We start from the raw sequence: 19,838 nt of genomic DNA, 5'->3' as shown, positions 1-19,838 counted from the left end.
GTCAGCCTTTGAGTCCGGTAGAAGCCAGCGAGCGGATGAACGCCTTCTGAGCCAGCAAGAAGCCCAGCAGGACAGGCAGAACCGTGATGACGTTGCCCGCCATCACCGCCGCCCACTGGGTGTGGTGCTGGCCCTGGAAGGTCGTCAGGCCGAGCTGGAGCGTGTAGTTGGTGTCATGGTTGATGGCGATCAGCGGCCAGGTCAGGTCGTTCCAGGTACTCAGGAATGTCAGTACCGCGACCGTGCTGAGCGCAGGCCTGGCCAGCGGAAGTACCACCGAGATCAGGATCCGCAGCCGCCCGCAGCCGTCGAGCCAGGCCGCCTCCTCCAGCTCACGCGGCAAGGAGACGAAGAACTGGCGGAACAGGAACACCGAGAACGGCGTCACCAGCGACGGCACGATCAGCGCGCCGAGGGTGTCGATCAGGCCGAGTTCCTTCATCACCAGGAAGGTCGGGATCATCGTCAGCTGGAACGGGATCACCATCGTCGCCAGCATCAGTCCGAGCATCAGCCTCGACCCGGCGAACCGCATCCGCGCGAAGGCGTACCCGCCCAGCGACCCGAGCACCAGGTTGGCGCTGACCGCGACCGCCGAAACGATGAACGAGTTGAGGAACCAGCGCGGGAACAACGCGTTGCCCAGCACGAAGCGGTAGCCGTCCAGCTTGATGCCGGAAGGAATCAGCGCCGGCGGGAACCGGTTGATCTCCGCGTTGCTCATCACCGAGCTGACCAGCAACCAGAGCAACGGCAACGCGAACAGCAACGCCAGCGGCGCCAGGACGAGATGCCAAGGACTGAAGGGCAGTCTCTTCATCGCGCGACCTTCCGCCGGTAGATCTGCAAGGCGAGTCCGATGACGAGCAAGGCGACGGCGAGTGCGTACGCCGCGGCCGCGCTGTAGCCGGCGGTGAAGGTCTTGAACGCCTTCTCCCAGATGAAGTACACGATCACGGTCGTCGAGCCGAGCGGCCCGCCCTTGGTGGTGACGAAGACCAGATCGAACACCTGCAACGCGTTGATCGTCTGGAACAGCACCAGGAAGATCGTCACCGGCGTCAGCGTCGGCAGCACCACGTGCCGCAGTACGCCGCCCCGCCCCGCCCCATCGATCCGCGCCGCCTCGACCAACTCGTTGGGCACCCCTTGCAGTCCCGCGAGATAGACGATGACGCAGAACCCGGTACCGCTCCACAACGAGATCGCGACGAGCAGGTACAGCGCCTGCCCCGGATCGCTGAAGAACCCCTGCGCCGGCAACCCCAGCTTGTGCAGCAGCGAGTTGGCCGCCCCGAACTCGGGGTCGAGCACAAACGAGAACAGCACCCCCTGCGCAGCCGCCGAGACGACGAACGGCACGAACACCAGCGTCCGATAGAGACTGATGAACCGGATCTGCCGATCCAGCATCAACGCGATCGCCAGCCCACCCACGACACTGAGCGGCACATACAACACCGTGTAGAGCAGCGTGTGCTCAACAGCTGAAGCAAAAGCCGGATCAGCCGCCAGTGCCTTGTAGTTGGCAAGCCCCACCCACGAGCTCGGCGAGACCAGGTCGTTCGACTGGAACGACAGCAGCAACGACCACAGCACCGGTACGACGCTCAGCCCGAGGATGATCAGCACGGACGGACTCACGAACGCCCAAGCGGTCGCTCCTTCACCCCTCGTACGCCGCTTCGCCGCCGCCCGCCGCGCTCGAGGGTCGATCGTGAAGGTACCGACGACGCTGGCCATCAGCTCGGCACAGCCAGGAGAGCGTTGCAGGCCTTGACGCACGCACCGAGCGCGTCGCCCGGCGACTTCTTGCCCAGCAGCACGGCGACGGTCGCCTCACCGAGATGCTGCGAGATCTGCGGGTACTGCGTGATGGTGGGCCGCACTCGGGCGGTCTCCAACGCGTCGACGAACACCTGCAGCCCCTTGGTGGCAGTCGCGTGTTTCTTCCACTCGGGCAGGGCCGCCGTCGTGGTGTTGACCGGCAGGCTGCCGGCCTGAACGTCCCACTTGACGTCCTGCTTCGGATCGTTCAGCCACTTGACGAACTCGGTCGCCGCCTTGACCCGCGCCTTGCCGTTGTCGAACACGGTCCAGGTGTCCGGGCCCGAGATGGTGATGGCCTTACCGGAGTACGAGGGAAGTGGTACGACGCCGTAGTCGATGCCCTTGTCGAGGACATCGGGAAGCTGCCAGGGGCCGGTGGCAACCATCGCCATCCGGCCGCCGAGGAAGACCTGGTAGAGCTGCTCGCTGCCCGGCTTGGGATCGATGTACAGGGACTTGTCGGAGCGCAGCTTGTCGAGCGTACCGAGCACCTGCTCGCCGACCTTGTCGAAGGCGACGGTCTTGCCGTCCTGGTTGACGACGTCACCGCCGAGGTCCCAGATCATCGGCCAGAGCCGCCAGACCGTGTCCTCGTCTCCGACGCCCGGCCAGCCGGTCCCGAAGATGCCCTTCGCCGGGTTGTTCAGCTTCTGGGCGGTGCTGACGAAGTCGTCCCAGGTCCAGCCCGCCTTCGGTTCCGGCACCCCGGCCGCGGCGAAGAGTTTCTTGTTGTACACAACGCAGAGCGAGTCGAGCAGGGCCGGCATCGCCCGGACCTTGCCCTTCACCGTGACCGCGTCGCGCGCCGCCGGCCAGGCGTCCTTCAGGTCCACCGTGGACAGGTCCACCACCTGAGGGCTACGGGTGATGCTGGCGAGGTCCGACCCGAAGATGTACGCGATATCCGGGAAGGACCCCGCCGCCAGGCCCGCGGTGACCTTCTGCAGCATGCTGTCCGCCGTCACCCCACCGCCACCGCCGACGATCTTGATCTGTGGATGCGTGTCGTTGAACTGCTTGATCAAGGCATCGAGCGCCTTCTTGCCGGTGTCGGTCTGGCCGTGCCAGAGATCGACGGTGACGACGCCACCGGCTGCCTCGTCATCGCTTGACTTGCCGCAGGCTGCGAGAGTGCCGGCGGCGGCCAGAGCCGCGGAGAAGCGAAGGATGTCGCGACGGGTTGGTGCAGACATGGGTAACCCCTAGGACTTGGGTTGGGAGGGGGAGATCAGCAGGTCTTGCGGACGTAGCCGCTGGTACCTGGGGTGGAGACGTCGACGTCGCGCTGGACGATGCTCAACGTGGATCCGAAGCCGGAGCAGGCCCTCGTGCGGCCGGTGTTGGTGTACTCGATCACGATGACGTTGTTGCCGAAGTAGTCGACGTAGTCACCGCACTCGTTGTACTGACCGCACTCCTCGGCGACCGCGAAGTCCAGGCCGACAGTGGTCCGGTACTGGGCCAGGTCGACAGTGTTCTTCTGCGCGATGGCCAGGTTCTTCACGTGCGCGTGGTCGGCCAGCAGTTTCAGGTACGTCCGTGCCTGCGCGGTGGTGATCAGGTTCTTCGAGCGTTCGTAGCTGTCGTAGTTGTCGGGCTCGATCGCCTTGTAGCCCTTGGTCGCGCAGCCGTCGATCCAGCCGTTGACCTTGGCGGCGACCCGGGCGGCCTTCGCTCCCCGGATGTCGAGCAGCGGCTCGCCCCAGTCCTCGTCGATCACGAGGCGGCCGGCGGAGTCGCGCAGCAGCAGGTCGGACTCCCACTGGCTCTGCTCGCCGGGCTGGACCTGGAAGGCGTTCACGTAACAGATGTTGTAGAGGCCGGCGGCGGGGGAGGCGGTCCGGTCGCGAGTGACGACCTGGACGCCGGCGGGTGGCGTGTAGGCGCCACCGATCTGGTAGTCGAACTTGGCGTGGGTGGGCGGGAGGGTGACGGCCGCGTTGGCGGCGGTCGGGGTGAGGGCGGTAGCAGTGGCGATGGCGGCGGCCGCGGCGGCCACCATCAGACGGGCGGTACGAGAACGGGACACGATTTGCTCCATCGGTCCTGGGGACGCTACCCCGCCTCGGGCCGTCGCCCTGGCGCCTGAAAACCGGACTCCGAACATCGTTCGCTACCGGCTGGGTGCGTCACTGCAGCGGGGGCTGGCTGGCCCGGCGCTGATGGCTTAGTTAAGCGATCAGGTGACGCACCGTCAAGGGAAACTGCAAACGAGTGCGCGGAAACCATCGGTTAGCGCATTCCCGTGCATTGCACGCGAACCCTTGACGTCGACCGTTTATACCGGTTTAGTGAGCGATTAAACCGGTTTAAACACTCACCGAGGGACACTGATGAGCAAGGAACGGCCGACGATCGCGGATGTCGCGACCCGCGCAGGCGTTTCCAAGGGCGCGGTCTCCTTCGCGCTGAACGGCCGGCCGGGACTGGCCCGGACGACCGTCGACCGGATCCTGGCGGCCGCCGACGAGCTCGGCTGGCGGCCGAGCAACCGGGCCCGCTCGCTCTCGGTCTCGAAGGCGTTCGCGCTCGGCCTGGTGATCACCAGAGATCCGGGGGTGCTCTCGTCGGACCCGTTCTTCCCGGCCTTCATCGGCGGCGTCGAGAGTGTGCTCGCACCCCGCGGGCAGGCCCTCGTGCTGCAGGTCGTCGCACCCGGCGAAGGCGAGGAGGCGGGGTACCGGCGGCTTGCTCAGGACGGGCGCGTCGACGGCGTCTTCCTCTCCGACCTGCGGCACAACGATCCCCGGATCGATCTGCTGACCTCGCTCGGCCTGCCGGCGGTCACGTTGAACCGGCCCGAGGTTCCGTCGCCCTTTCCCGCGGTCTGTCTGGACGACCGGCCGGGCACGATCGCGGTCGTCCAGCACCTGCTCGAGCTCGGCCACCGCCGGATCGCGCACGTCGCCGGTCCCCAGGACTTCGTGCACGCCACGGCGCGTACCGAAGCCTTCGTCTCCGCTCTCGCCGAGGCGGGTCTGCAGCCTGCCGCGATCGAGACCAGCGACTTCACGGCCGTCGGCGGGATCGAGTCGACCAAGCGGTTGCTCGCCCTGCCGGATCGGCCGACCGCCATCGTCTACGCCAACGACCGGATGGCGATCGCGGGCATGGGCGCCGCGCAACAAGCCGGGCTGCGGATCCCGGACGACCTCAGCGTGGCCGGCTTCGACGACAGCGAGCTCGCCGAGTTCGTCCATCCCGGTCTGACCACCGTACGCGCCGACCCGCACGCCTTCGGCGAGGCGGCCGCGCGGACTCTCAACCAGCTCATCGACGGCGACGGGAGCGCAGTACCGGATGTGGAACTGCAACCCGCCCGCTTGATCATCCGGCGTTCAACCGCGCATCTGGAGGACTCATGAAACGCAAAGTCATGGCCGCTGTAGTGGCCCTCGGCCTGGCCGGTACTACGGCCTGCGGCAGCGGAGGCGGCGGTGGTAGCGCCGACGAGGCCGCCAAGGCCCGCGGCGACATCACCGTCTGGCTGTCGAACAACGCCGAGGAAGTGGCCTGGGGCAAGCAGATGGTGGCTGCCTGGAACACGGCCCACCCGGATCAGAAGGTCACCGCGCAGGAGATCCCGACCGGCAAGAGTTCCGAAGAGGTCATCGGCGCCGCGATCACCGCGGGCAACGCGCCCTGCCTGATCTTCAACACCTCACCGGCGTCCGTCTCGCAGTTCCAGAAGCAGGGTGGCCTGGTGGCGCTCGACAGCTTCGGAGACGGCAAGTCGTACGTCGAGGAGCGGTCGGGCAAGGTCGCCGAGCAGTACAAGTCGACCGACGGCAAGTACTACCAGCTGCCGTGGAAGGACAACCCGGTGATGATCTTCTACAACAAGAAGACCTTCGCCAAGGCGGGTCTCGACCCGGCCAAGCCGGCCCTGTCGACGTACGACGAGTTCCTCGCGACCTCGCGCAAGCTGGTCTCGTCGAAGGCGGCGAAGTTCGCCATCTACCCGGCACCGAGCAACGAGTTCTACCAGTCCTGGTTCGACTTCTACCCGTTGTTCGCGGCTGAGACCGGGGGCAAGCAACTTGTTGCCGACGGCAAGGCACAGTTCGCGTCGGAGGAGGGCAAGAAGGTGGCCGGGTTCTGGCGGACGCTGTACGCCGACAAGCTCGCGTCGCAGGAGAAGTACACCGGTGACTCGTTCGTCGACGGCACTGCGGCGATGGCGATCGTGGGGCCCTGGGCCATCTCGACGTACAAGGGAAAGGTCGAGTGGGGCGCAGTACCGGTGCCGACGTCGGCCGGTAAGTCTGCTGCCGACACCTACACCTTCAGCGATGCGAAGAACGTCGCGATGTACTCGGCCTGCAAGAACCGGGGCACGGCGTGGGACGTGCTGAAGTTCGCGACCAGCAAGGAGCAGGACGGCAAGCTGTTGCAGGGCACCGGTCAGATGCCGCTGCGCGCTGACGTGGCCGGCACCTACCCGGAGTACTTCGCGAAGAACCCGGACTACAAGCAGTTCGCCGACCAGGCCGCCCGGACGGTCGAGGTACCGAACGTGCCCAACTCGATCACCATCTGGCAGACCTTCCGCGACACGTACTCCAAGTCCGTGATCTTCGGTCAGCAGGACCCGGGCGCAGCCCTCGACGGTGCCGTCCAGAAGGTCGACCAGCTCGCCGCCGGGTCATGAGCCGACGCCGTGGGCTGGTGGCCGGGATCCTGGGCAAACAGCCGATCGGTACCGCGTTCGTCACGCCGTACGTCGTGTTCCTGGCGGTGATCTTCGCCTATCCGCTCGGGTTCGCCGTCTACATGTCGTTCCACGACTACTTCTTCACCGCGCCCGGCGCGATCGTGGACCGGCCGTGGGTCGGCTTCGCGAACTACGCGACGGTGCTGTCGGATCCGGCCGTACGCCGTTCGTTCGTGAACGTCGGCATCTTCTTGGTGATCAACGTCCCGCTGACCGTCATCCTGTCGCTGGTGCTGGCCTATGCGCTGAACAGCGCGATCCGCTGGCGCACGTTCTTCCGGGTCAGCTACTACGTCCCGTACGTCGCGGCGAGCGTCGCCGTGGTCGGGGTCTGGCTGTTCCTCTTCAACTCCAACGGACTGGTCAACTCGGTGCTCGGCCCGCTCGCGCCCGATCCGTCCTGGCTGGTCAACTCGAAACTGGCGATGCCGACGGTGGCGTTGTACGTGACCTGGAAGCAGTTGGGATTCTTCATCCTGCTCTACCTGGCCGCGCTGCAGAACGTGTCGAAGGACCTGTACGAAGCGGCGTCGATGGATGGGGCCGGTCGGCTGAAGTCGTTCTGGAACGTCACCGTGCCAGGGGTGCGGCCGGCGACCACGCTGGTCGTGCTGCTCGCCACTGTGACGGGGGCGAACCTCTTCACCGAGCCGTATCTGCTCACCGGTGGGGGTGGACCGGACGGTCACTCGGCCTCGCCGGTTCTGATCATGTACCAGAAGGGAATCGAGCAGGGCAATCCTGATGTCGGTTCCGCGATCGGAGTGCTGCTCGTGATCGGCGTACTGCTGCTGGCTCTGGCCGAACGTCGCTTCGTGGGGCGGGAGGACCGATGAAGAAGTCTCCGTTGCGGTTCGTGCTCCTGCTGGTCGGAGCGTTCGTCTTCCTGTTTCCCTTCTACTACATGCTGATCGGGTCGCTTCAGGCCGAGCCGGATCCGTCCATCACGGGCGCCTTCCCGAATCCGTCGAACCTGACGGGGCACAACTACGTGGAGATCAACGCCGCGATCCACCTCGGCAAGTCGTTGCTGAACTCGGGCATCTTCACCGGCGGGGTCATCCTCGGCACGCTGGTCTTCGGAGTGCTGACCGGGTATGCACTGGCCCGGCTGCAGTTCCGTGGCCGGGGGATGGTGTTCAACCTGATGCTGCTGGTCCAGGTGGTGCCGTTCCAGCTGCTGACCATCCCGCTGTACGTGATGATCGTGCGCAGCTACGGCCTGGCCGATTCGTACCTCGGCATGATTGCTCCGTTTGCGATCAACTCGACCGCTGTGTTCGTGTTCCGGCAGTACTTCCTGCAGTTGCCGCAAGAGCTGTTCGACGCGGCCCGGATCGACGGCGCCAACGAGCTCAACATCCTTTGGCGGGTGGCGATCCCGTTGGTGAAGCCCGCGTTGCTCACCGGCGTACTGCTGACCTTCATCGGGCCGTGGAACGAGTTCCTCTGGCCGTTCCTGATCACCAAACAACAAGACCTGCAACCGCTGGCGGTCGCCTTGTCGAACTACCTGACGACCGTGTCGGCGCGAGCGGCGAACCCGTTCGGCGCCGTACTGGCCGGGGCCTGTGTGCTGGCCGCGCCGGCGGTCGGGTTGTTCATCGCCTTCCAGCGTCGCTTCATCTCGTCCAGCCTCGAATCCGGGGTCAAAGGCTAGTTTCTTTCGAGAGGTTCCTGCTGTGACTGTTCCTTATACTTTGACGCGCCTCGGTGTCGTGATGACGCCGGAGCCGGGCAACTCGCTCGAGTCCGAAGGGGTGCTCAATCCGGCCTCTGGACATACGCCTGACGGCCGGCTCTACCTGCTGCCGCGGTTGGTTGCGCCAGGCAACGTGTCTCGGGTCGGGCTGGCTGAGGTCGAGCTGACCGACGGCGTACCGACCGGTGTCCGTCGCGAAGGCATCGTGCTCGCGCCGGACGAGGGCTGGGAGCGTGGGCTCAACAACGCCGGGGTCGAGGATCCGCGGGTGACGTGGATCCCTTCGCTGGGCAAGCACGTGATGACGTACGTCGCCTATGGGCCGCTCGGACCCAAGCCTGCCCTCGCAGTCTCGGACGACTTGCGTTCATGGCGGCGGCTCGGACCCCTGCACTTCGAGTACCAACCGGATCTCGACACCGACCTGAACCTGTTCCCCAACAAGGACACGGTGTTCTTCCCCGAGCCGGTGCCGGGGCCGGACGGTTCGCCTTGTTACGCGATGTTGCATCGGCCGATGTGGGATCTGGGCTGGTTCCGCGAGGGCGAGGGCGTCCATCTGCCGGCTGGGGTGAAGGACGACCGGCCGGGGATCTGGGTTTCCTTCGTGCCGGTCTCCGAGGTGGAGCGGGATCTGCGCAACCTCGTGCATCTGCGGGAGCACCGGCTGGTGGCGATGTCGGAGTACCCGTTCGAAGAGCTCAAGATCGGTGCGGGTCCGGCGCCGCTGCGGGTGCCGGAGGGGTGGCTCGTCATTCATCACGGAGTGACGGGGGAGCAGCCGAAGGGGTTCGATCCGACCACTCAGAAGGTCAGCTACGCGGCTGGTGCCCTGTTGCTGGATCCGCTGGATGTGACCCGGATTCTCGATCGTACGGCCGAGCCGATCCTGGTGCCGGAGACCGAGGAAGAACGGATCGGCACGGTCGGCAACGTCGTCTTCCCGACCGCCATCGAAGAGGTCGATGGCGTCCACTACGTCTTCTACGGCATGGCCGACGCGAAGATCGGTGTTGCCAGACTGGATCGATTGACATGACCGTCACCCGCCGAACCGTCCTCGGCACCTCCCTCGCCGCCACCACCTTCGCTGCCGTCGCCGGCGCATCCACCACCGCGAAGGCCTCTGCCGTCGGCACCGCCCCCGCCACTGCTGTGTCCAGCGCGACATCGGGGAACCTCACCAACCTTGCCCACCTCGACTACCTCGGTGCTGTGGTCTCACCGCCGGCCGCCGAAGGCCATTCGACCTATGGGACCGGCCCGATCGGTGTCCTCTGGACCTATGCGGACCGCCGCGACGACGGCTCCTACGCCCGCGTCGGTGGCGGCGCCTATGACCCCGCCACCAACACCTACGGCCAAGGCGCCTTCAATGCCGACGACCTCGCCCGGGCCGCCGTGGTCTACCTGCGCCACTTCAAGCTCCGAGGCGACGCGCACAGCCGGGCCGCGGCATACGGGCTCCTCCGCGGCTTGACCTTCCTGCAGACAGCTACCGGACCCAACGCCGGCAATGTAGTGCTCTGGATGCAGCCTGACGGCACACTCAACCCCAGCGCCGACCCGGTCGAGCTACCTGACCCATCGGACTCTGGACCGGCGTACTGGCTGGCTCGCACGGTCTGGGCGCTGGGGGAGGGCTACGCCGTCTTCCGGTCGGTGGACCCGGGGTTGGCGGCGTTCCTGCGTGGACGACTCGAGTTGGCGATCGCTGCGCTCGAACGGCAAGTACTGGTCCACTACGGCAACTGGAACATCGTCGACGGCCGCCGCGTACCGGCCTGGCTCATCGTGGCCGGTGCCGACGCCACCTCTGAAGCCATCCTCGGCTTGGCCGCCTATGTCCGCGCCGGCGGATCCACCCGGGCTCGCCGCGCGTTGGAACGGTTCGCCGAAGCCGTAGCCGCCATGAGCGCCGGAGACAGCCAGACCTGGCCCTTCCGCGCCCTGCTCCCGTGGGGCGAGTCGATCTCCGACTGGCACGCCTGGGGCGCCCAGATGCCCTCCGCCCTCGCTGCCGCCTCATCCGTACTCCGCAAGCCGCGCCTGCTGGACCCCGCTCTTGGCGACGCGGCCGGGTTCACCCCACTGCTGATGACTGCCGGCGGCCCCGACAACGGCTGGCTCCCAGCGCCCATCGACCGGACCCAGATCGCCTATGGCGTCGACGCGCGCCTACAAGCACTGCTCGGCGTAGCCTCCGCCGCCAACCGCCCCGGCCTCGTCCAGGTCGCCATCTTCGTCGCAGCCTGGTACTTCGGCGCGAACCGCGCAGGCACCGCCATGTACGACCCGGCAACCGGCCGCACCTACGACGGCATCTCCGCGGAGGGAGTCGTCAACCGCAACTCCGGCGCCGAATCCACCATCCACGGCCTACTCTCCATGCTCGCCCTGGACGCCCACCCGACGCTCGCAGCCCAAGCCCGCGTCCTAGGCCCCGCTACCCGCACCCTCTCCGGCCTCCACACCCTCGAAGCCGAATCGGCAAACCTCTCCGCCGGCGCCACAGTCATCACTCCGCCATCCCCCTGGACCGGCGAATCCCAATGGAGCAACAACTCCTACGTTGCCTTCACCCCAGGCAGCTCGGCGAAGTGGACCCTCCCGGCGACCGACCAGCCCCAACTGGCCTTACCCATCATCGACACAGTCCCGGACCGTCAAGCCGGCCGAACCGCCTGGACAGCCAACGGCCACCCGCTAGGCACCATCAACCACGGCACCGCCGGTCCTCAAGGCGTCTCCGCCGCTCCCGGCGCTCTGCTCCCGCGCACTCTCCCCAGGTACGTCCCCGCAACCGGAACCCTCACCGCAACGGCTTCCGGATCCACCACCCTCCGCGTGGACGCAATCTTGCTGTTGCCTTTGATCTCCCGGCTCCAACTGGCCTCGGCGATCCTGCTCACCAGCGTGGACACGCACCCGCGCTCGCACGCAGTCACCGCCGGAACTGCACGCCGCAGTACCGTCTCGGCCTACGACAAGTCCGGCGCCCTCAAAACCCGCTTCACCACCACTACGCAGACCTTCGACGTCCCCGTCCAACCCGGAGGCTTCACCGTCATCCTTTGAGCGCCTCCGCACACCAGTCAGCGACGAACTTCAACGCGAGCCCGCGCTGCTGGAAGAGGTACTGGCTGTCAGCGTCCTGGTGATAAGCCTTGTGAGACGAGTCGGACGCCCGCCTGAGCAACCCGGGCAGGAGCCACGCGTACTTGACGGTCGACGCCATCACCGACCGCCGGACGACGTCCGCCTCGCCTCGCCAGCCACCCTCTCGAAGCCCCTCGAGGTAGCTGTCGATGCAGGTCTCGGCCAGCTCAGGCAACCGCTCAGCCGGCCAGAACAAGTCGAACACCGCATCGGGAATGTGATTCCCGATGTCCTCGCCGATCGCCCCGTCCCCACAGAAAGCCCAATCCAGCAAGGCGATCTCACCATCCGCCCGCCGGATCGCATTGCTCACCCAAAGATCCAGATGACACCCCGCCCGCGGCGCCTGCTCGACGATCGTCAGCAGTTCATCCCGCTGAGCAACCACCCGCTCCCACCCCTCCCGAAGCCCCGCCGGCCAGTTCTCAGCCACCAACGGCTGCCGCCAAGCCGCATCGTCGTGCAGCAACCCCCATGGCACCTCGCGAGTAGTCGAGTACTCCCGCAAGAACCCAACCGAGGTCCAAGGCCGAACCACCGCCGGCCGAGCCTGCCACCGCCCCACCGCCCGGGCCAACGCCGCATGATCCTCCAACCCGAAGTCCGTCCCCGCCCGCCCGGCAACGTCCTCCAGGTACAACACCGCACCCCCAGCAAGCTCATCAACCTCGGCGCCTGGCAACACCAGCCCCGTCCCTTGCAACTGAGCCCGCACCTCATCGTCGAGATAGACCTCGACTTCCCGCCGCCAGTAATTCCAGTGGCGAGGCTCCACCGACGCCGCCCACGGCTTACCAATTTCTTGCCTTGGCACCGGCTCTCGGAGTTCCTTGCGGATGTAGGTGGTGCCGTCTTCGCGGGTGATTCGTTCGACGGTGGCAGTGACTGCGTTCAAGGGATTGTGGCGGAGCGTCGTGGCCGTACCAGGCTCGCGCGAAAGGCTCATACAGCGATTGTCAGGCCAGCAGAGTTCGCGGCGGCACCCCGGCCAGCGCCTTCACCTCGCGGGTGAAGTGGGCCTGATCCGCATACCCGGTCCGCGCCGCCACCTCGGCCAGCGACAGTCCCGTCCGCGCCCGCTCCAGCGCGAGATTCAGCCGCAGTACCCGATCCAGCATCTTCGGCCCATACCCGAACGCATCCAGGCACCGCCGGTACAACTGCCGCTCACTCAACCCGACACTCCCAGCCAACGCCCGTACGCCGACCCCGCGCCGAACCCCACCCAGCACCTGCCCCACCAATCGATCAGGCGCCGCGTCGAACAACCCGCCCGCAGCCTCCTCCAACGCCACTCCCGGATCCGCAGCCCGCCCGATGCGATCGGCCAACCGCCGACTCCGCGCCGGTGACCAGACATCGGCCAACGGCACCAGCGAATCCAGCACCTCCCGAGCCGGTACGCCGAGAAACCCCGGCGCAGTCCCCGGCGCGAACCGCAGCCCGGCAAACCGAACCCCCGCCTCAGCCGCCCCCACATGCGCCCGGCTGTCCGGCCCAGCCACCGCCAGCTCGCCCTCGATCCAGAGCAGGTCCATGCACCCGTCCGGCAACACCCGATACTCGCCGCCATCCGCCGTACGGGTCCACAGCACGGCTCCGGGCAGCACTGCTGCTGCCCGCTCGCGATAAACCCCTACGTCCACACCCCGAGTCTGCAACGCCGCACCGACATCTTCACCCAGGGGAAGTCTGGATCGGCCAGGTCAGCCGGCCGGCGGGTATTGCTGGAGGTCGACGTCGATGACGTTCACACCGGTAGGGATGTACTTGACCACGGCAACGTTCTCCTTGATCAACTCCTCGCCGATCGGCGAGCCCGTCCGGCGGTCGATCACCGTGCGCCAGATCTCGTTGCGGCGGAAGTACTCGCTGCCGGCCCGCAGAAACCGCTCGCCACGAGCGAACACCCGGTACGACGAACTCGTCGACTCCTCGGCCAGGATCTCGCCCTCGAGGTACCGCTCGCCGACTCCGACGCGGAGCTGGAAGGTCTGGTCGGTGTCGTTGCGGAACTGCAGATCCACATAGTTGTAGACGATGCTGCAGCCGACACCCCACGGCAGCACGCGGCCGTTGTCCGGGAACGGGTCGAAGCTGTGGTTCGAGCGCTGGGTCACGGTGAGCGGCGAGTGCAGGACCATCCAGTGCAACAGGTTCGCGAGCTGGCAGATGCCGCCGCCGATCCCTGGCTTGGCCTGGCCGTTGGACAGCCGCATGCCCTTCACATAACCCTTGCGACGGGTCGCGTTGCCGACCAGCTTGTTGAAGGAGAACGTCTCGCCGGGCTTGATCAGTACGCCGTCGACCTGCTCACAGGCGAGCTTCAGATTGGTCACCTTGTTGTGCTGCATCCACATCTCGGTCTCACCGAGCTGGCGCAGCAGCAAAGACTTGTGCCGCTTCACGCGCACTGGCAGGTCCACTGCTCGCCGGTCCCGCGCGTACGCCGTACTGGACCTCATCCACTCGATCCGCCGCCGGGCCCGGTGATACCGGACAGCAACCGGATAAAGCGCAGGAACCCGCTGCGACCACCGCCGCTCCCCAACCCGAGGCAACACCCGAGCCAACTCCGCGGGAGTCAGTTCATCCCACTCATCCAGCCCACCACCCGACTCCGCTGCGGTGACCGACTCGCGGGTGGTGGCGGGTGGGGTGTGGTTGGGCGGGTTGGTTGCTCCGGCACCCGGGGCCGGCGTACCGGCTGCGGTGGTGTCCGCGATGGACAGGGTGCTGGTGGTGCTCTTCTGCATTCGTTCCCCCGGAACGGACTGGATCGATCCCCCTGACCGATCTCGCAACGCTATGCCCGGTCGTACGGCAGTTCAGTGACAGTGAAGGCACGATCGGGTTGCATGGGGTGTGACGCCGCGAACCTCAGCCAAGTTCGAGCGCAGTGCAGACCCAGCGGTTTCTGTGCACTTCCAGGCGAAGCGCCATCGCGCGGGACCGATCGCCGTACCGGACGTGAGCCGAAACCTCCGCGACCTCGGTGGCAGGCGTGCACACCCGAACCGACCGAACGGCACTCCGTTCCTTGGCACTACGGCCGGTGGCGGTGGTCGTCAGCCCGAGCACGCGAACCCGCCGATTGAGGTCGCTGAACACCACCGTGTCAGTAAATCGAATCAACTGCCCGATCGGCCGATCCCCAGCCAGAACCTCAGCAACCGCCTGCACCAGCCGAGTCGCCCAGGCCTGCGCATCAGGCAACGACGGCCCGCCCGGCACCAACCGAAGCACCGGCGGCACCGGCACCGGCTGAAGCTCCGGCACCTCTTGATACCGCAGAGCCAACGCCCCCTGCGTCATCACCCCAACCGACCTACCCGCCGCAGCCCGCTCCCGCCGCCGAGCCGCCAGCACATCCTGCCCACCCACCCCGGCCTCGCCAGCCAAACCCTCCCCACCCGCAGAGCCCTTCCCGCCGGCCGAACCCTTCCCACCGGCCGAACCCTTCCCAACCGCAGAACCCTTCCCATCCGCAGAACCCGTCCCATCCGCGGAGCTCTTTCCGACGGCGCCACCGTCGTCGGGCTTGTCTGCGAGGGCGTTCTTGTCGGTCAGGACGTCATTGGCCGCGGAGATGTTCTGACCGGTGACGACGCCTTCGCCTGCAGCGGATTCGCTGGTCGCGTGAGTGGCCTTGGCGAGGGCCTTCGGTGCCGACTGCGTGGCGGCTGCCGGAGTGCTGGCGACGGCCTGAAGTTGCTCCGTTGAGGACTGGGTGTCGATGGTCGGTACGGGGGTGAGGTTGCGGTGGTTGCTCATGTCACTTCTCCTGGTGGGTTGGCGGCACGGGGTGGCTGGGTGGTGGTGGGGTGAGCACCTGGCCGGGGTGGATCAGGTTGGGGTTCGGGCCGATCTGGTGACGGTTGGCCTCGTACCACTGCGGCCAGCGGGCGGCGATGGCGTCGGTGGTTGCGTCGGGACCGAGTTCGGCGGCGGCGATCGACCAGAGTGAGTCGCCCGCCTTCACCACATGAGAGGCGGCACGAGCCAGCCGCCCGGACTGCAGGTGGGTATACCGAGTAGGAGCCCCACTAGTAGGCCGATCCGGAACCGCAATCTCCCCACCCGACACCCCACCCCGCCCAACCACCGCCCCTCCGGTACGCCCGGTGGTGGCGCGCTTGGTGTCCGGTACTCCGGTACGCCCGGCGGTCGGATGCTTGGGGCCGGGTGCTCCGGTGTGGCCGGTGGTCGTACGTCGGGGGTCCAGTACGTCGGTGCGCGCGGTGGCTGGGTGTTTGGGGTTGGGAGCCTCGGTACGACCGGGTGTGGTGTGGTCGGTCTGGTCCGGTGCGGCGGTGGGGGCGGTTGGGGACTGCTTCCTGGGTGCTCGGTCGCTCCGAGTGGGCGGTTGAGCGGGTGGGGTGGTGGGGCGCGGGGCTGGTTGGTGGGGGCGTGTGGCGTTGGGGTGCGATGGGCTGGCTGGGGCGGTTGGTGCGCCTAGCTGGACGGAGGACTGCTTTTCGGGTGCTCGCCAGTTGGTGGGAGTGCCGTCGCTCACCTCGACGGTCGAGCTGGGCTCGACGGAGCTCCACGGGCGGGAGCCGGGCGGAGTCTTCGCGGCGCTCGTCGTCTGTGGGCGAGTGGACTGGGGTTTTGCCGAGCCAGAGCCACCTGAGGCGACTGGGTGGCCTGCGATTGGGTTGTTGGTGATCTCGAGGGTTGAGGCAGGCTCGGGGGACGTCCAGGCGCGGAGGCTGGGGCGGGAGGTGGAGGTGGTGCCGGCAGTGGGGGTGCTGCCGGCACCGGATTGGGGGGTGACGGGGTGGGTGGGGGTGGCGTGGGCTAGGCCGATGGTTAGTGGGGTTACGGCGGCGACGCCTAGGGCCGAGCGGAGTAGGGCTCGGGAGCCTTGGGAAGTGATTTGGGTGGCTACGAGGGAGGCGCCTCGGCCGACCGCGCCGGGGAGCTGCTCCAGGACCGTGGCTAGTACGGCGACGGCTAGCCAGCAGTAGGCGGGCCAGGCGACTGCGCCGATGGCGAGGGAGGCCATCGAGGTCAGGTCCTGGGTGGTGGCTGCCTCGATCGAGCCGGCGGTGACCCAGTGCAGGAGGAGGCCGAGGCCGGCCAGCGCGCCTAGCGCGATCAGCCCCTTCAGTCCACGGATCGTCGTTTTCATCCGTTTTAGCCTCCGACCTATGAGTTTGCGTTAGTTTGCGTCTGCTTGATCAATATAGACCTGACTAGACCAGCCTTGGCAAGTCGAAAAACGGGCGATCGGTGTCACGGAGTGCGAGAGCGGTCGACGCAGAGTGGTGATGACCGCGCGGAAGGGTAGGTTCGCGGCATGCGTCTGGAAGCCCTGTTCGAGGACCTGGAGTCACAGTTCGAGGCCCTGCAGGACGGCGATCTGTACGGCGAGGTGGCGGACCGGATCCGTGCCGAGGTCGGCAAGATCACCGTCCTGGACCGCTTGCGCGGCGCCGTCGGGACGGTGATCCGGGTCGAACTGAGGCATGCCGAGCCGGTGCAGGGCACCCTCAGCCGGGTCGGCAAGGACTGCTTGTTGCTGGAGGCCGAGCGCTATGAGGAGTGGCTGATCCCCGATACCGCGCTCACCGGGATCCACGGGCTCGGCCCGTTCGCGGAGCCGGCCGAAGGAGCGGTCGCGGCCAAGCTCGGTCTCGCGCACCTGCTGCGGGGGATCGCCCGGGATCGTTCACCGGTGACGCTGTACTGCGGTGGGCACCCGATCACCGGCACGATCGACCGGGTCGGCGCCGACTTCCTCGAGCTCGCCGAACACGCCCTCGACGCGCCAAGACGCCGTACCGAGGTCTACAACTCCCGCCTCGTCCCCACCCAAGCCCTCGACGCCGTCCGCCGCCGCTGACCCACCCCCAACGCGCCAGAACACCTCGTCGCAGCGCCGGCCGGCCAGGCCTCGGGCGACTTTGTGCTCGATGTGAGCGTTTCCGCCTGCCCCGAACGCTCAGGTCGAGCACAAAGTGGGCGCGACGACACTGCGGGTGGGCGACGGAGCGGGGTCGGCCGGCTGGGCGGTTAGAGCTGGGCGTCCTCGGGGGTTTCGGCTTCTTCGCCGAAGGGGTGGGAGTCGATGAACTGCTTGGTCTCGGTGTAGAGCCGCTCGATGTACTTCTCCAGCTCGGTCGACTCCACCCGCCACTGGCCGCGGCCGCCGATCTTCACGGCGGGGATGTCGCCCCGGCGGACCAGTGCATAGACCTGGTTGGCCGAGATGTTCAGGACCTCGGCGACGTCGGACAGCTGGAGGAAGCGTGGAGCCGGCATACGCGCTTGGTCCCTTCGAGGAGTCGGTTGCTTCAGTTTGCCACGGTTGGCGTCCGGATGAGCCGGTTTGTCCCCAGGCGCCGCCGACCTGTGGATGACGGTGAACGCCGGACCGCCGGACACGGCAGAATGTCGGTCGCCAAGGGCAACCGAGCGCGATCGCCCGCAATCAATTGGTGACCGATACAAGAACCGTCAACGACTGGGGAGTGTTCCGAGTGGCCGACAGTCCTGTGCTGCGGAGTGGGTTCGCGGCGCCGTCAACGCCGACCCTGCGGACCCGGCGGGCGCGCTGGAAGGACGGCCGGCTGCTGCTCGGTGTACTGCTGGTCGCGATCACCGCACTGGCCGGCGCCAAGCTGCTGTCCGCCGCCGACGACACCACCGCCGTCTGGGCCGCCAAGCGTGACCTCCCGATCGGCCAGACGCTCACCGGCGATGACCTGACCACCGTCAACGTCCGCTTCACCAGCGACGCCGCCGCCGGCCAGTACGTCACCGCCGACGCCGACCTCAAGGGCCTGATCGTCACCCGTCCCGTCACCAAGGGCCAGTTCGTCCCACGCGACGCAGCGACCCCCAAGACCGACAGCGACCGCACCGAGCTCCCACTGTCGGTCGCAACCGGCCACCTCCCGTCCGACACCGCAGTGGGCGACCACGTCGACGTCTGGGTGGTGACCAAGGACGCGCCGGCCAGGATGCTGTGGACCGAGGTCCGCGTAGTACAGGTCGATCAGGTGAAAGGTGTGTCCGGCAGTTCAGCCCGCAGGCAGGTGCTGATCGCTCTTGAAACCAAGGACGTCACCAAGCTGTCCGCAACCCTGGCACTGCTCAACAACGGCGAACCAGTGCTCATCAGGCGGGGCAGCTGATGTCCCTCCCCGTACTGCTCGCTGTCACCGGCGCGCCCTGGGAAGCAGACGTCGTACGCCGAGCCGAGCGGGCCAACGGCATCCGCGTAGTCCGCCGCTGTGTCGACATCGCCGACGTGATGGCCGCAGCCGCGAGCGGGCAAGCAAGAGCCGTGGTGCTCGCAGAAGACCTCCCCAGGCTCACCTCTGACGCAGTGGCCGCCCTCCACGCCCGCCACATCGCAGTAGTCGCCCTGGTCGACCCCTCCGACAACGGCGAACCCTCAGGCGCCGAAGACCGCCTGAGCCGGATGGGCATCGAGCGCATCCTCCCCGCCGACGTCAGCGCGGACGATCTCGGCCGGGCGATCATCGACGCCGTCGAGTCGGGCCCGCCGGCGACGGTCTCCCACTTCGCAGGCGGTTTCGTACCGTTCAACAGCGAATCAGCACCCAGCCCCGAGCCCTACGGTCAAGGCACCGGCCGGATCATCGCTGTCTGGGGCCCCACCGGAGCACCAGGCCGCAGTACGGTCGCCGTAGGACTCGCAGCAGAGCTAGCCGCACGCCAAATCCCCACTCTGCTGGCCGATGCCGACGTGTACGGCGGCACGGTCGCCCAACTACTCGGCATGCTCGACGAGACCTCCGGCCTGGCCGCAGCGGCGAGATCAGCAAGCGGCGGTTCCCTGGACGTAGCAGTGCTCGCCAGGCACGCCAGGCAGGTCGGGCCGAACCAGCTGGTCCTCACCGGCCTCAGCCGCGCAGACCGCTGGACAGAGCTACGTCCCACCGCGGTCGAGTCGGTCTGGTCGACGGCGAGGATGCTCGCACCCTGCACAGTCGTCGACGCGGGCTTCTGCATCGAGAGTGACGAGGAGATCTCCTTCGACACGCTCGCACCACGCCGCAACGGCGCCACCCTGGCAACGCTCGAGGAGGCTGATGAGGTGGTCGTGGTCGGGACGGCCGACCCAGTCGGCCTCACCCGGCTGATCAGGTCGCTGCACGAGCTCAGGGCGGCCGTACCGTCTGTCACCACCCGGGTAGTGGTCAACAGGGTTCGCTCAGGGTCGCTCGGGAGCTCCCCGGCCGACGCGGTGACAGAGGCTCTCACCCGGTACGCCGGGGTCGAGCCTGCCGCCCTGCTCCCGTTCGATCAGGCGGCCTGCGACGCTGCCCTGGCGCACGGCCGGAGCCTGGTCGAGGCGGCGAAATCCAGCAAACTCCGTAAGGGAATGCAGCAGCTGGCAGCCGGGGTAGTCAGGGATCTGTTCAGTTGAAGATAGGGGGTCAACCCCACCGACAAGGC

At 67.2% G+C, this 19,838-nt stretch carries 19 protein-coding genes; 9 read left to right on the top strand and 10 right to left on the bottom strand.

Features of this window, described 5'->3' with window-relative positions:
* Position 1: 1 nt before the first annotated feature.
* Genes AB0M15_RS16195 through AB0M15_RS16180 form a run of 4 tightly spaced genes read right to left on the bottom strand, consistent with a single transcriptional unit; the run spans position 2 to position 3,859 of the window.
* Complete coding sequence (locus AB0M15_RS16195) at positions 2-820, bottom strand: carbohydrate ABC transporter permease (RefSeq protein WP_363818744.1); 819 nt, start codon at positions 818-820, stop codon at positions 2-4.
* Complete coding sequence (locus AB0M15_RS16190; protein WP_363818741.1) at positions 817-1,743, bottom strand: sugar ABC transporter permease; 927 nt, start codon at positions 1,741-1,743, stop codon at positions 817-819. Before AB0M15_RS16190 ends, AB0M15_RS16195 begins: the two co-directional genes overlap by 4 nt.
* Complete coding sequence (locus AB0M15_RS16185) at positions 1,743-3,023, bottom strand: ABC transporter substrate-binding protein (RefSeq protein ID WP_363818738.1); 1,281 nt, start codon at positions 3,021-3,023, stop codon at positions 1,743-1,745. Before AB0M15_RS16185 ends, AB0M15_RS16190 begins: the two co-directional genes overlap by 1 nt.
* A 35-nt stretch (positions 3,024-3,058) precedes the next feature.
* Complete coding sequence (locus AB0M15_RS16180) at positions 3,059-3,859, bottom strand: endo alpha-1,4 polygalactosaminidase (RefSeq protein WP_363818736.1); 801 nt, start codon at positions 3,857-3,859, stop codon at positions 3,059-3,061.
* Positions 3,860-4,163: 304 nt separating this feature from the next.
* Here AB0M15_RS16180 and AB0M15_RS16175 point away from each other — a divergent pair, with 304 nt between their 5' ends.
* From AB0M15_RS16175 to AB0M15_RS16150, 6 genes are read left to right on the top strand one after another with little or no spacing between them, the layout of a single operon-like run.
* Complete coding sequence (locus tag AB0M15_RS16175) at positions 4,164-5,195, top strand: LacI family DNA-binding transcriptional regulator (protein ID WP_363818733.1); 1,032 nt, start codon at positions 4,164-4,166, stop codon at positions 5,193-5,195.
* Entirely contained in the window at positions 5,192-6,481 is a 1,290-nt protein-coding gene (locus AB0M15_RS16170) for an extracellular solute-binding protein (protein ID WP_363818730.1), read from the top strand. Before AB0M15_RS16175 ends, AB0M15_RS16170 begins: the two co-directional genes overlap by 4 nt.
* The gene (locus tag AB0M15_RS16165) at positions 6,478-7,380 is read left to right on the top strand and encodes a sugar ABC transporter permease (RefSeq protein WP_363818728.1); all 903 of its coding nucleotides are present in this window, start codon (positions 6,478-6,480) and stop codon (positions 7,378-7,380) included. Before AB0M15_RS16170 ends, AB0M15_RS16165 begins: the two co-directional genes overlap by 4 nt.
* On the top strand, positions 7,377-8,204 hold the full coding sequence (locus AB0M15_RS16160) for a carbohydrate ABC transporter permease (RefSeq protein WP_363818726.1): 828 nt from the start codon (positions 7,377-7,379) through the stop codon (positions 8,202-8,204). The genes AB0M15_RS16165 and AB0M15_RS16160 overlap by 4 nt, the downstream gene beginning before the upstream one ends.
* A 22-nt stretch (positions 8,205-8,226) precedes the next feature.
* On the top strand, positions 8,227-9,285 hold the full coding sequence (locus AB0M15_RS16155) for a glycosidase (protein WP_363818723.1): 1,059 nt from the start codon (positions 8,227-8,229) through the stop codon (positions 9,283-9,285).
* Entirely contained in the window at positions 9,282-11,324 is a 2,043-nt protein-coding gene (locus AB0M15_RS16150) for a hypothetical protein (protein ID WP_363818721.1), read from the top strand. The genes AB0M15_RS16155 and AB0M15_RS16150 overlap by 4 nt, the downstream gene beginning before the upstream one ends.
* Here the strand turns inward: AB0M15_RS16150 and AB0M15_RS16145 are convergent.
* The 5 genes from AB0M15_RS16145 to AB0M15_RS16125 form a co-directional block, all read right to left on the bottom strand.
* Positions 11,314-12,351 carry an aminoglycoside phosphotransferase gene (locus AB0M15_RS16145; protein WP_363818719.1) on the bottom strand — a complete coding sequence of 346 codons (1,038 nt, stop codon included), beginning with the start codon at positions 12,349-12,351 and terminating at the stop codon, positions 11,314-11,316. The two genes, AB0M15_RS16150 and AB0M15_RS16145, sit on opposite strands and share 11 nt — an antisense overlap.
* Positions 12,352-12,361: 10 nt before the next feature.
* Entirely contained in the window at positions 12,362-13,051 is a 690-nt protein-coding gene (locus AB0M15_RS16140) for a helix-turn-helix transcriptional regulator (RefSeq protein WP_363818716.1), read from the bottom strand.
* Between the two features lie 60 nt (positions 13,052-13,111).
* Positions 13,112-14,161, bottom strand: coding sequence for a VanW family protein (locus tag AB0M15_RS16135; protein WP_363818713.1), 1,050 nt, complete (start codon positions 14,159-14,161; stop codon positions 13,112-13,114).
* Positions 14,162-14,285: 124 nt separating this feature from the next.
* The gene (locus tag AB0M15_RS16130) at positions 14,286-15,179 is read right to left on the bottom strand and encodes an Rv3235 family protein (protein ID WP_363818710.1); all 894 of its coding nucleotides are present in this window, start codon (positions 15,177-15,179) and stop codon (positions 14,286-14,288) included.
* Between the two features lies 1 nt (position 15,180).
* On the bottom strand, positions 15,181-16,539 hold the full coding sequence (locus AB0M15_RS16125; RefSeq protein ID WP_363818707.1) for a LysM peptidoglycan-binding domain-containing protein: 1,359 nt from the start codon (positions 16,537-16,539) through the stop codon (positions 15,181-15,183).
* Between the two features lie 168 nt (positions 16,540-16,707).
* Here AB0M15_RS16125 and AB0M15_RS16120 point away from each other — a divergent pair, with 168 nt between their 5' ends.
* Positions 16,708-17,253, top strand: a complete 546-nt coding sequence (locus AB0M15_RS16120) for a hypothetical protein (RefSeq protein WP_363818704.1) — start codon at positions 16,708-16,710, stop codon at positions 17,251-17,253.
* Between the two features lie 170 nt (positions 17,254-17,423).
* On the opposite strand, the gene AB0M15_RS16115 is transcribed toward AB0M15_RS16120, so the two are convergent.
* Positions 17,424-17,672, bottom strand: a complete 249-nt coding sequence (locus tag AB0M15_RS16115; RefSeq protein ID WP_363818701.1) for a helix-turn-helix domain-containing protein — start codon at positions 17,670-17,672, stop codon at positions 17,424-17,426.
* A gap of 176 nt (positions 17,673-17,848) precedes the next feature.
* Here AB0M15_RS16115 and AB0M15_RS16110 point away from each other — a divergent pair, with 176 nt between their 5' ends.
* A complete protein-coding gene (locus AB0M15_RS16110; protein WP_363818698.1) occupies positions 17,849-18,547 on the top strand; it encodes an SAF domain-containing protein in 699 nt (232 codons plus the stop codon).
* Positions 18,547-19,809 (top strand): P-loop NTPase, encoded by a 1,263-nt coding sequence (locus tag AB0M15_RS16105; protein ID WP_363818695.1) that lies wholly within the window; start codon positions 18,547-18,549, stop codon positions 19,807-19,809. The genes AB0M15_RS16110 and AB0M15_RS16105 overlap by 1 nt, the downstream gene beginning before the upstream one ends.
* Positions 19,810-19,838 lie beyond the last annotated feature (29 nt).

This window comes from Kribbella sp. NPDC051718, assembly GCF_040681515.1.
Classification (GTDB): Bacteria; Actinomycetota; Actinomycetes; order Propionibacteriales; family Kribbellaceae; genus Kribbella.
The sequence above is the reverse complement of the archived record's forward strand: the minus strand, read 5'-3'. Positions and strand labels throughout refer to the sequence as shown.

What these genes read in the sequence shown, in the direction of transcription:
- AB0M15_RS16130 (WP_363818710.1), bottom strand. Translation starts at nt 15,179, where the DNA reads ATGAGCAACCACCGCAACCTCACCCCCGTACCGACCATCGACACCCAG.
- AB0M15_RS16150 (WP_363818721.1), top strand. Translation starts at nt 9,282, where the DNA reads ATGACCGTCACCCGCCGAACCGTCCTCGGCACCTCCCTCGCCGCCACC.
- AB0M15_RS16175 (WP_363818733.1), top strand. Translation starts at nt 4,164, where the DNA reads ATGAGCAAGGAACGGCCGACGATCGCGGATGTCGCGACCCGCGCAGGC.
- AB0M15_RS16195 (WP_363818744.1), bottom strand. Translation starts at nt 820, where the DNA reads ATGAAGAGACTGCCCTTCAGTCCTTGGCATCTCGTCCTGGCGCCGCTG.
- AB0M15_RS16120 (WP_363818704.1), top strand. Translation starts at nt 16,708, where the DNA reads ATGCGTCTGGAAGCCCTGTTCGAGGACCTGGAGTCACAGTTCGAGGCC.
- AB0M15_RS16170 (WP_363818730.1), top strand. Translation starts at nt 5,192, where the DNA reads ATGAAACGCAAAGTCATGGCCGCTGTAGTGGCCCTCGGCCTGGCCGGT.
- AB0M15_RS16160 (WP_363818726.1), top strand. Translation starts at nt 7,377, where the DNA reads ATGAAGAAGTCTCCGTTGCGGTTCGTGCTCCTGCTGGTCGGAGCGTTC.
- AB0M15_RS16145 (WP_363818719.1), bottom strand. Translation starts at nt 12,351, where the DNA reads ATGAGCCTTTCGCGCGAGCCTGGTACGGCCACGACGCTCCGCCACAAT.
- AB0M15_RS16115 (WP_363818701.1), bottom strand. Translation starts at nt 17,672, where the DNA reads ATGCCGGCTCCACGCTTCCTCCAGCTGTCCGACGTCGCCGAGGTCCTG.
- AB0M15_RS16125 (WP_363818707.1), bottom strand. Translation starts at nt 16,539, where the DNA reads ATGAAAACGACGATCCGTGGACTGAAGGGGCTGATCGCGCTAGGCGCG.
- AB0M15_RS16185 (WP_363818738.1), bottom strand. Translation starts at nt 3,023, where the DNA reads ATGTCTGCACCAACCCGTCGCGACATCCTTCGCTTCTCCGCGGCTCTG.
- AB0M15_RS16165 (WP_363818728.1), top strand. Translation starts at nt 6,478, where the DNA reads ATGAGCCGACGCCGTGGGCTGGTGGCCGGGATCCTGGGCAAACAGCCG.
- AB0M15_RS16105 (WP_363818695.1), top strand. Translation starts at nt 18,547, where the DNA reads ATGTCCCTCCCCGTACTGCTCGCTGTCACCGGCGCGCCCTGGGAAGCA.
- AB0M15_RS16190 (WP_363818741.1), bottom strand. Translation starts at nt 1,743, where the DNA reads ATGGCCAGCGTCGTCGGTACCTTCACGATCGACCCTCGAGCGCGGCGG.
- AB0M15_RS16135 (WP_363818713.1), bottom strand. Translation starts at nt 14,161, where the DNA reads ATGCAGAAGAGCACCACCAGCACCCTGTCCATCGCGGACACCACCGCA.